8 protein-coding genes are annotated in these 10,362 nt (G+C 71.6%); all 8 read right to left on the bottom strand.

Annotated features, from left to right (window positions below; all coding sequences use genetic code 11):
- Positions 1–106 precede the first annotated feature (106 nt).
- The gene (gene fdhD, locus IPQ09_27775; GenBank protein ID MBL0197946.1) at positions 107–928 is read right to left on the bottom strand and encodes a formate dehydrogenase accessory sulfurtransferase FdhD; all 822 of its coding nucleotides are present in this window, start codon (positions 926–928) and stop codon (positions 107–109) included.
- Positions 925–1,194, bottom strand: coding sequence for a formate dehydrogenase subunit delta (locus IPQ09_27770; protein MBL0197945.1), 270 nt, complete (start codon positions 1,192–1,194; stop codon positions 925–927). The genes fdhD and IPQ09_27770 overlap by 4 nt, the downstream gene beginning before the upstream one ends.
- Before the next feature lie 70 nt (positions 1,195–1,264).
- Entirely contained in the window at positions 1,265–4,144 is a 2,880-nt protein-coding gene (fdhF, locus tag IPQ09_27765) for a formate dehydrogenase subunit alpha (GenBank protein ID MBL0197944.1), read from the bottom strand.
- Positions 4,132–5,748, bottom strand: coding sequence for a formate dehydrogenase (locus IPQ09_27760; protein MBL0197943.1), 1,617 nt, complete (start codon positions 5,746–5,748; stop codon positions 4,132–4,134). Before IPQ09_27760 ends, fdhF begins: the two co-directional genes overlap by 13 nt.
- Entirely contained in the window at positions 5,745–6,278 is a 534-nt protein-coding gene (locus tag IPQ09_27755; GenBank protein MBL0197942.1) for a formate dehydrogenase subunit gamma, read from the bottom strand. Before IPQ09_27755 ends, IPQ09_27760 begins: the two co-directional genes overlap by 4 nt.
- Positions 6,279–6,390: 112 nt before the next feature.
- Complete coding sequence (locus tag IPQ09_27750) at positions 6,391–7,302, bottom strand: SPFH domain-containing protein (GenBank protein ID MBL0197941.1); 912 nt, start codon at positions 7,300–7,302, stop codon at positions 6,391–6,393.
- A complete protein-coding gene (locus IPQ09_27745; protein MBL0197940.1) occupies positions 7,299–8,186 on the bottom strand; it encodes an SPFH domain-containing protein in 888 nt (295 codons plus the stop codon). The genes IPQ09_27750 and IPQ09_27745 overlap by 4 nt, the downstream gene beginning before the upstream one ends.
- Entirely contained in the window at positions 8,186–10,270 is a 2,085-nt protein-coding gene (locus tag IPQ09_27740) for a hypothetical protein (GenBank protein MBL0197939.1), read from the bottom strand. The genes IPQ09_27745 and IPQ09_27740 overlap by 1 nt, the downstream gene beginning before the upstream one ends.
- Between the last annotated feature and the right edge of the window lie 92 nt (positions 10,271–10,362).

The raw sequence follows: 10,362 nt of genomic DNA, 5'->3' as shown, positions 1-10,362 counted from the left end.
AGCGCGCGTTCCATCGATGAGCCACCCCGACGTCGCGCAGCTCGAACCCGTGTCCACCCCACCGGCGGCAGGGGCCCTCCACCGCACGCCTCAGGCCGTCAGGCGGTCAGGTGGGTGAGGCGACGCGCTCCGACGCGGTGTACACGACGTGGCTCTCCGGTCGGACGAACCCCACGAGCGTGAGCCCCGCCCGCGCGGCGAGCGAGACCGCGTACGACGAGGGCGCGCCGACCGCGGCGAGCACCGGCACGCCACACAAAATCGCCTTCTGCGCGAGGTCGTAGCTCACGCGACCGGAGACGAGCAGCACGTGCGAGGACAGGGGCAAGGACCCCGCGCGGAGCGCCCAGCCGACGACCTTGTCGAGCGCGTTGTGGCGGCCCACGTCTTCACGCGCGAGCACGAGATCGCCGCCAGGTGAGAAGAGCGCCGAGGCGTGGACGCCGCCGGTGGCGCGGAAGGTGGGCTGGGCGTCCGCCATGCGCGCTGGGAGCGACCGCAGCACGTCGCTCGCGATCGTGAGCGCGGCGGCGCGCAGATCGCCCTCCACGTCGAGCGACGACAGCGAGGTCTTTCCGCAAGCGCCGCAGCTCGAAGAGCCGATCGAGAAGCGCGCCAGTGAGCCCGGCGCGTCGGAGGCGAGGTCGGCCACGAGCACGTTGCCTCGCTCGTCGCCGGTGAGCCCCTCGGGGCGCTCGATGCCGAGCAGATCGCGCTCGCCTCGGAGGAGCCCCTCGCAGAAGAGGAACCCGCGCACGAGCTCCTCGTCGTGCCCGGGCGTGCGCATCAGGAGCGTCGCCTCGCCGGCGTCGACGCCGGCGCGGCGAAGGCGCAGGAGCAGCGGCGCCTCCACGGCGACGCGATCGCGCGACCGCTGCGCCTCCCCGTTGGCGCTCGCGTAGACGTCGAGCTCGTGGACGGCGCTCACGAGCCGCCCACCGCCCCATCTCGGTCCGCCGGCGCGGCCGGGCCGACGAGCGTCGCTCGGTGGGCCAGGATCGCTTCCAGCGCGCTCGGGCGGAGCCCCTCGCCCGCGCGCTCGTCGACGTGGGCGACCAGCTCCCGGCGCATGCGCGGGTCCCAGAACCTCGTGAGGTGCGCTGCGATTTGCGCCCGGCCGGCCGCGAGGTCGGGGTCGGACTCGAAGAACGTGGCGATGTCGTTCGCCATCCGGACGAGCTTCTCGGTCTTCACGGCGACACCTCGCCTCCGGCGCGGGGTCGCCATCGACGTTCGTTCGTCCCTTCGGGGCCCACGTTCGGCTTCACGAGGCGCCGCCCCCGCCGCTGCGTTCACGGCGAGCTCGGAGCTGGACGAGCCCGTGCTGCGCCTCGCTGTCGCGCTCGAAGCGCCTCTGCCACCCTGACAGCTCGGTCACGAGCGCGACCTGCACGGCGGTGACCTTGTACTCGGGGCAGCTCGTGGCCCAGTCGGCGTTGTCGGTCGTCACGACGTTCGCGCCCGACTCGGGGTGGTGGAACGTCGTGTACACCACGCCGGGCTGCACGCGCTCGGTCACCGTGGCGCGGAGGACTGTGTCGCCCACGCGGCTGGCGAGGCTCACCCGGTCGCCCTCGCGGATGCCGCGGTGCTCGGCGTCGTGCGGGTGGATCTCGAGGAGGTCCTCGTCGTGCCACACCACGTTCAGCGTGCGACGGGTCTGCGCGCCGACGTTGTACTGCGAGAGGATGCGGCCGGTGGTGAGCAGCAGCGGGAACTTGCGCGTCACCCGCTCGCTCGTGGGCACGTACTCGGTGACGACGAAGCGCCCCCTGCCCCGCACGAACTCGCCCACGTGCATGACCGGAGTGCCGTCCGGCGCCTCGTCGTTGCAGGGCCACTGCAGGCTGCCGAGCGCGTCGATTCGCGCGTAGCTGACGCCCCGGAAGGTGGGCGTAAGTCTCGCGATTTCATCCATGACTTCCGATGGATGCGAATAGCTCATGGTGTAGCCGAGGGCGGCCGCGAGGCCCACGGTCGTCTCCCAGTCCGCCTTCCCGGCGAGCGGCGGCATCACCTTGCGGACCCGCGAGATGCGGCGCTCTGCGTTGGTGAACGTGCCGTCCTTCTCGAGGAACGACGAGCCCGGCAGGAAGACGTGCGCGAGCTTGGCCGTCTCGTTCATGAAGAGGTCTTGGACGATGAGGCACTCGAGCGAGCCGAGCGCGGCGGCCACGTGGTGGGTGTCGGGGTCGGACTGCGCGATGTCCTCGCCTTGCACGTAAAGGCCCTTGAACGATCCGTCCAAGGCGGCGTCGAACATGTTTGGGATGCGCAGGCCCGGCTCAGGCTCGAGCGTGGTCCCCCAGGCCGTCTCGAACAGCGCGCGCACGGCAGGGTCGGAGACGTGGCGATAGCCGGGGAGCTCGTGAGGGAACGAGCCCATGTCGCACGAGCCCTGCACGTTGTTCTGGCCGCGGAGCGGGTTCACGCCGACGCCGGGGCGCCCGAGGTTGCCCGTGAGCATCGCGAGGTTGGCGATGCCCATCACCATGGTCGAGCCCTGGCTGTGCTCGGTGACGCCCAGACCGTAGTAGATCGCTCCGTTTCCGCCGGCGGCGTAGAGCCTCGCGGCCTCACGCACGGTGGCCGCCGGCACGCCTGTCTCGGCGGCGGTGGCCTCCGGCGAGCACCGCGGCTCGCGGATGAACGCGAGCCACCGCTCGAACGCCTCCGGCTCGCAGCGCTCGGCGATGAACGCGCTCGCGTGGAGGTTCTCGGTCGCGATGACGTGGGCGAGGGCGTTGATGATCGCGACGTTCGTGCCCGGTCGGAGCTTCAGGTGGTGGGCCGCCTCGACGTGCGGAGTGCGCACGAGATCGATGCCGCGCGGGTCGATCACGATGAGCTTCGCGCGCGGCTCCTCGCGGAGGCGTCGCTTGAGCTGGGACGCGAACACGGGGTGCCCGTCCGTGGGGTTCGCCCCGATGACCACGATGACGTCGGCCTGCCGCACGGAGTCGAAGTCCTGCGTGCCGGCCGACTCGCCGAGGGTGGTCTTCAGGCCGTAGCCGGTGGGCGAGTGGCAGACGCGCGCGCACGTGTCGACGTTGTTGTTGCCGAACGCGGTCCGCACGAGCTTCTGGACGAGGTAGGTCTCCTCGTTGGAACACCGTGACGAGGTGATGCCGCCGATGGCGCCGCGCCCGTATTTCTCCTGGATGCGACGCAGCTCGGAGGCCGCGTACGCGAGCGCCTCTTCCCACGAGACCTCGCGCCACGGCTCGGAGATCGACCCGCGGATCATCGGCGACCGCACCCGGTCGGGGTGGGTCGCGTAGCCCCACGCGAAGCGGCCCTTCACGCAGGAGTGCCCGTGGTTCGCGTGGCCGTCTTTGTGAGGCACCATCCGCACCACCTCCGAGCCCTTGAGCTCGGCGCGGAACGAGCAGCCGACGCCGCAGTAGGCGCAGGTCGTGACCACCGCGCGGTCGGGCTGGCCAGCCTCGATGATTGACTTTTCCATGAGCGTCGCGGTCGGGCAGGCCTGCACGCAGGCGCCACACGAGACGCACTCGGACTCGAGGAAGCTCGTGGGCCCGGCGGCGACGGCGGTGTCGAACCCACGCCCGGCGAGCGTGAGGGCGAAGGTGCCCTGGATCTCGTCGCACGCGCGCACGCAGCGCGCGCAGGCGATGCACTTGCTCGGGTCGAAGGTGAAATACGGGCTCGAGAGGTCCTTCTCCGCCGACAGGTGGTTCTTGCCAGGAGCGTAGCGCACCTCGCGGAGCCCCACGACGCCGGCCATCTCTTGAAGCTCGCAGTTGCCGTTGGCCGAGCAGGTGAGGCAGTCGAGCGGGTGGTCGGAGATGTAGAGCTCCATGGAGCCGCGGCGGAGCTTCGCGAGGCGGTCCGACTGCGTGCGCACCCTCATGCCCGGCTCGACCGGCGTCGTGCACGAGGCCGGGTAGCCCCGCTTGCCCTCGATCTCCACCAGGCACAGGCGACACGAGCCGAACGCCTCGAGCGAGTCGGTGGCGCACAGCCGGGGCACGCGCACCTTCGCCTCCGCCGCGGCGCGCATGACCGACGAGCCGCGCGGGACGCGGACGAGAATGCCGTCGATCTCGAGCGACACGAGCTCTTCCCCGGGGGTCTGCTCGCGCGCGGGCGTGCCCGCGTCGGGCTCCTTCACTGAGTACATGCGGCCTCCGCTGCGGCAGCTTGGGTGGGCTCGGCGGGGTCGTCTGGGGCCGGGCCCAGGTCCTCGGGGAACGCGTCGACCGCGCTGAGCACGGGGTAGGGCGTCATGCCCCCCATCGCGCAGAGCGAGCCGTGGAGGAGCGTGTCGCAGAGATCGCGTAGCAGCGTGAGCTTCGCGGCCCGGCGGGCGGGCTCTCGCTCGGCGCGCAGCGCGTCGATCACCTCGACGCCGCGGACCGAGCCGACGCGGCACGGCGTGCACTTCCCGCACGACTCGAGCGCGCAGAACTCCATCGCGTAGCGGGCCATCTTGCCCATGTCCACCGTGTCGTCGAACACGACGACGCCGCCGTGACCGAGCAGGCCGCCCGCCGCCGCGAACGGCTCGTAGTCGAGGGGCGTGTCGAGCTTCGACTGCGGAAAATAGGCGCCGAGAGGCCCGCCCACCTGCACCGCTCGGATCGGTCGGCCGGTCGCCGAGCCGCCGCCGAAGTCGTCGATGAGCTGCCGCAGCGAGAGCCCGAAGCCCTTCTCCACGAGGCCGCCTTGCTTCACGTTCCCGGCGAGCTGGAACGGCAGGGTGCCCCGTGAGCGCCCCGCGCCGAACGAGGCGTAGTAGTCAGGGCCCTTGTCTAAAATGACCGGGGCCGTCGCCAGGGTGATGACGTTGTTCACGACGGTGGGCGCGCCGAAGAGGCCTGCGAGCGCCGGCAGCGGCGGCTTCGGGCGCACCATGCCGCGCTTGCCCTCGAGGCTCTCGAGCAGCGCGGTCTCCTCGCCGCAGATGTACGCGCCCGCGCCGCGGCGGAGCTCGACGTCGAAGGCGAGGTCGCTGCCGAGCACGCTCGGGCCGAGCAGCCGCGCCTTACGCGCGATCGCGATCGCGTCGAGGAGCACCCGCTCGGCGTGCGGGTACTCGGAGCGAAGGTAGATGAAGCCCCTCGTCGCGCCCGTGGCCCGCGCGGCGATGGCCATGCCCTCGAGGAGCAGGTACGGATCGCCCTCGAGGATCATGCGATCCGAGAACGTGCCCGAGTCGCCCTCGTCGGCGTTGCACACGACGTATTTGGTCTGCCCCTCGGCGAGCGGCGCCTCCAGCACGGTGCGCCACTTGACGCCCGCTGGGAACGCGGCGCCTCCGCGCCCGCGCAGGCCCGAGCGGATCATCGCGTCGACGATCTGCGCGGGCGCGAGCGCGAGCGCCTCGCGGAGCCCGCGGAGCCCGCCGTGCGCGGCGTAGTCGTCGAGATCGAGCGGATCCGTGACGCCCACGCGCGCGAAGGTGAGGCGGTCCTGGGCGCGCAGGAAGGGCAGCTGCTCGGTCAGGCCGAGGAAGAGGGGGTGCTCGCCGCCGCGCTGGAACTGCGCCTCGAAGAGCCCGGGCACGTCCGCCACGGTGATGGGGCCGTAGGCCACGCGGCCCGCGGGCGTCTGGACCTCGACCAGCGGCTCGCGCCAGAACATCCCGCGCGACCCGTTGCGCACGAGCGTGAGCGGCACCCTGGCGGCCGCCGCGTGCGCGGCGATGGCCTTCGCGACCTCGTCGGCGCCCACCGAGAGCGCGGCCGAGTCGCGCGGGACGTACACCCGCGTCGCGCGCGTCACGGGGCGCGCTCCGGCGCCGCGTGCACGCCGAGCTCGGCGAGCAGCGCGTCGAGCCTCGCGGCCGTGAGCCTCCCGACCGGGCGCCCGTCGACCATCGCGGCGGGCGAGAGCGCGCAGTTGCCGAGGCAATAGACCGCCTCGAGCGTGACCGCGCCGTCGGCCGAGGTCTCGCGGTAGTCGACGCCGAGGCGCCGCTTCGCGCGGGCCTCGAGCGCCGCGCCGCCCATCGCCTGGCAGGCCTCGGCGCGGCACAACTTCAGCACGTGGCGGCCAGGCGGAGCGGCGCGAAAGTCGTGGTAAAAGGTAATGACTCCATGCACTTCCGCGTTCGAGCGGTTGAGCGCGCGCGCGAGGCGCGGGGTCGCCTCCGGCGGCAAGTAGCCCAGCCTGTCGTGGATGGCGTGGAGCATGGGCAAGAGCAGGTCGGCGCGCGGGGTGCGCCCGTCGGGCCCGAAGGCGGCGAGGACCTCGCCGATCACGTCGGTCGTCGGCTCGGGCGAGCGGGGCTCGCCGGGGGGAGAATGCGGCACGAACACTCCTTCCGTGACCGCGTACCCGCGACGTCGCGCGTCACGGGCTCACGAGATCATAGGCGCATCGTACCGCCGCGGGCGCGCGGGTGGGAAGCGCCGTGCTCTGTGCTCAGCGGGGCGCGTGTGGCGTGTCGTCGCGGCCGATGGTGGCGCCGGGGGCCTCGGCCAGCGGGATCATCGCCGCGTCGCCTGCCCGGAGCTCGCCGTCGGCGAAGCCGCGGAACGCGACGGTGCGGTGCGGCCGCACGAGCGACAAGCCGTAGAGCTCGTTGTAGGCGTCGAACACGGCCGGGTCGGCCTTCAGCGCGGCGAACGCTCGGCCGACCGCGAGCGGGTACTGCCCCTTCGCCTCGGCGACGAGGCTCGCCACCTTCACGCTGGTGTTCGCGTCGAGCTCCGCCACGGAGAGGCGGCCCGCCTCGTCGATGTCGGCCTTCGTGCGCTCGAGCCGCGCGGCGATGGTCTCGAAGATCTGGCGAGACACCGCGGGCAGCAGGTTCACCTTGCGGATGAACACGAACTCGAGGTCGATGCCCCAGCGCTTGGTCTCCTGGGCGATGTCTCGGTGGAGCACCGTCGCGAGCTCGGTGCGGTCGCAGAGGATCTTCTGGAACTCGAGGTTGCCGAGGATGCTCGTCGCGGCGTGCAGGACGAGGTTCTGGAGCGAGGCGTTCCAGTCGGCCACCTGGAAGAGCGCCTTCACGGGGTCTTCGACCCGCAGCTCGAGCCAGAGATCGACCATGACCGTGGTGCCGCGCGCGTCGTTGACGTGCACGTCTTGGAAGTGGCGGAAGTCGCGCTTGAGCGACACCACGTGCACCTCGACCCACGGGAAGAGGCGCTCCGGGAGCCAGTGAAGACCCGGTTTGTCGAGCGTGGCCGCGAGCTTCCCGAAGCGGGTCACCACGGCGGCCTCGCCGTCCTCCACGCTCACGGTGAGCCGCTTGAACAGCAGCCCCAGGAGGGGGAGGCACGCGAGCCCCACGACCAACCCGACCACCATCGCCATCTTGTCGGTCATGATCCGCCCTCCTTCAGATACACGACGCGCGACTCCGAGAGCACCTCGGCGCGCCGCCTCGCCACGTAGGGGGCGAGCGTGCCGGCCGCCGAGAGCTCCGAGAGGTACGCGCCGAGAGCGCGGATCTCGGTCTCGATGGCCGCGGCCCGCGCGGACGCGATCGCCACGCCTCGCTCGGCCGCCATGATGCGCTGCTGGCTCTCGCCCTCCGCGCGGAAGTAGCGCGCCTCGGCGTCGGTGTGCGCCTGGATCACCGCGTTGAGCGCGTCGGCGAGCTCGTCGGGCGGGAGGATGTCGGTGAGGTCCACGGCGTTGAAGCGGACGCCGTACCGGTCGCCGATCTGCGTGCGGCAGAACTCGGCGATGCGTCGGTTCAGGAGGCCGCGCTCGCGGCGGATGAGGGCGTACGAGCCCGCGTGCGTAGCGAAGTCGAAGCCCGCCCCGGGGAGCGCCAGCGCGTCGCCGGAATCCTTTCGAAAGTTCGCGATTTCATTGCGTAAAAGACAGGTGAAGAGGCCCGTGATGTGCTCGGTGGGGTTCTTCATTCCGAAGAGGTAGCCCTCGAGCTCGGCCTCGTGCGGCACGTAGCGGAGCATGGAGTCGAGCCGCAGCACCGTGCCGTCCTCGGCCATGGCGGCGCTGCCGCCCTCTTGGCCCGAGAGGTCGAGGTTCTGCTCCATCATCGTGACGGTGACCACGTGCTCCCAGGGCCGCTTCATGTGCAGGCCTGGGCCGTCCGTGACGAGCTGCTTGCCGTCGGGCTTCTTTCGGGCCGCGCCGAACTCGGTGACCACCGCCAGGTGGCCCTCCTTCACGCGAAACCAGCAGTGGAAAAAGAGGTAGGCGAGGTAGAGCCCCAGCCCCGCGGCGAAGCCTAGCAGCATCAGAAGCGATCCTTGTCGGTGTGGAGGGCCCAGTCGGGTCCCCAGCTGGTCACGGGCCGGGGGGCGAGGCGCTCGCGCTCGCGCTCGCGGTGCCCGTCGTCGGCGAGCTGGTAGGCGACGGCGAGGCCGCGGTTCACGTCGACCACGTCCTCGTTGAACTCGCCGTGGACGTGGGTGGCGTGGGGGAGCGCCGCGACGGCGTCGGCGGTGTCGACGATGCGCCCGTGAGGGACGTGCCGCCCGTCGGGGATCTCGACGCCGACGACCACCGCGCCGATGCCGATGAAGCACCTGGCGCCGACCACCGAGTCGTGCACCACCGCCTTGAAGCCAACGAAGGAGTCGTCGCCGATGTAGCAGGGGCCGTGGACGATCGCGCCGTGCGCGATGGAGACGTTCTTGCCGACGTAGATCGCCCACTCCTCTTCGCCCACCACGACCCGCTTCTCCTTCAGGGCGTGGAGGATCGAGCCGTCTTGGATGTTCGTGTTCGCGCCGATGAAGAAGGGCGAGCCCTCGTCGGCGCGGACGCTGCTGCCGGCGGCCACGTGCACGTGCTCGCCCATGACCACGCGCCCGATGACGGTGGCCGCCGGGTGCACGTACGCGGAGCGCGCGCGGAGGCTGCCCTCGCGAATGTTCGTGAGCCACGCGTGGTGCTTGGGCGCGGGCTCTGCGGCCGCGTGCCTGCGCGCCTCGCCGTGCTCGAGCTTCTTGAGGGTCGCCCGGATCCCGCGGGCCTTCTCGCGCGCGAGCTGCTCGTCCTCCGCTCGCTCGTGACGGTGGAGGTAGAGGTTGAGCGCGTGGAGCCCGAGACCGGCCACCATGCCGGACATGAGGTGGCCCGACACGGTCCCGAACGCGGTGAGCGCGAAGGCGATCGCCTCGAGGCGCTCGGAGCGCGCGAGCTCGAGGAAGGTGTTCACCTCCACGAGCCGGTAGCCCACCACGCAGAGCAGGCCCGCGAGCGCGGCGATGGGCACGACGGCGATGAATCGCCCGAGGTAGAGCACCGAGAGCAGGAGCAGCGCGGCGTGGACCAGGCTCGCGAGGCGGGTGCGTCCGCCGCTCTGCACGTTGACGCCCGAGCGCGCGATGACGCCGGTGACCGGCATGCCGGAGAAGAACCCCACGGCCAGGTTCGCGAGGCCTTGCCCGAACAGCTCGAGGCTCGGGTTGTGCGCCTTGATGTCGGGGGTCATGCGGTCGAGCGCGCGGGCCGAGAGCAGGGACTCGACCGCGGCCAGGAGCGCGAGCGGGGCCGCCTTGGCGAGGAGGTCGAGCCAGGCCTCGTCGGCGATCTTCGGGACGCTGAACGGCGGCAGCACGCTCGGGATGTCGCCGACGCGCTCGATGTCCCAGTGGAGGTAGCTCGAGACGAAGGTGATGAGCGCGATGCCGATGACCGCGGCGGGGATGCGCTTCCACTTGGCGAGCGTGACGACGAGGAAGGCGACGAACAGCCCGCACACCACGGAGTACAGCGACACGTGGTGGAGCCACTTCGGCTGGTGCATCATCAGCGCCACGTCGGCGAGCTGGTAGATGGGCTTGCCGGTGGAGTTGCCGGTGGCGTCGAGCACGTCGGGAAAGCCAAGGAATTCAGGGACTTGGTTGTCGAGGAGCTTGATCCCGACGCCCGTGGTGAAGCCGGCGAGCACCGACTCCGGGACGCGCGCCACGAGCTTCCCGGCGCCCGTGAACGCGAGCACCACCTGAAGGATGCCGATGAGCAGCGCGGCCAGCGCGACGCCCGAAGCGCCGAACGAGCCCTGGAGCTCGAGCACCATGAAGCTCAGCGCCGCGGCGGGGCCGGTGACGAGCAGCGGCGAGCCGCCCGCGAGCGCGGCGATGCCCCCGCCGAGCGCTCCGGCGATGAGCCCGGCCACGGGGGGGAGGCGGCAGGCGACGGCGAGCCCGACGTTGAGCGGGAGCGCGACCGCGGCGACCGTCACGCCCGCGATGAGGTCCGCCGAGGCCTTCCCCTTGAAGACGTCGGCCCACTTCTCCTTCCAGCTCAGCCACATTTCCATCGCGTTCGTTCGCGGACGGACGGGCGCGGGGGGCGACGTGACGCGGGCCATCGCGGCACGCTAGCGAAAGTACCACGCGCTGTACAGTGGCCCTCGCGGCTCGACCCGCGGCCTCTGCGCCGTAAGCGCGGCCCCGCGGCCCT

The organism is Myxococcales bacterium (assembly GCA_016720545.1).
Classification (GTDB): domain Bacteria; phylum Myxococcota_A; class Polyangia; order Polyangiales; family Polyangiaceae; genus JAAFHV01.
The sequence above is the reverse complement of the archived record's forward strand: the minus strand, read 5'-3'. Positions and strand labels throughout refer to the sequence as shown.

Excerpts from the sequence above, each read along its gene's own strand:
- fdhF (MBL0197944.1), bottom strand. The coding sequence starts at position 4,144 with ATGTACTCAGTGAAGGAGCCCGACGCGGGCACGCCCGCGCGCGAGCAG.
- IPQ09_27740 (MBL0197939.1), bottom strand. The coding sequence starts at position 10,270 with ATGGCCCGCGTCACGTCGCCCCCCGCGCCCGTCCGTCCGCGAACGAAC.
- IPQ09_27750 (MBL0197941.1), bottom strand. The coding sequence starts at position 7,302 with ATGACCGACAAGATGGCGATGGTGGTCGGGTTGGTCGTGGGGCTCGCG.
- IPQ09_27745 (MBL0197940.1), bottom strand. The coding sequence starts at position 8,186 with ATGCTGCTAGGCTTCGCCGCGGGGCTGGGGCTCTACCTCGCCTACCTC.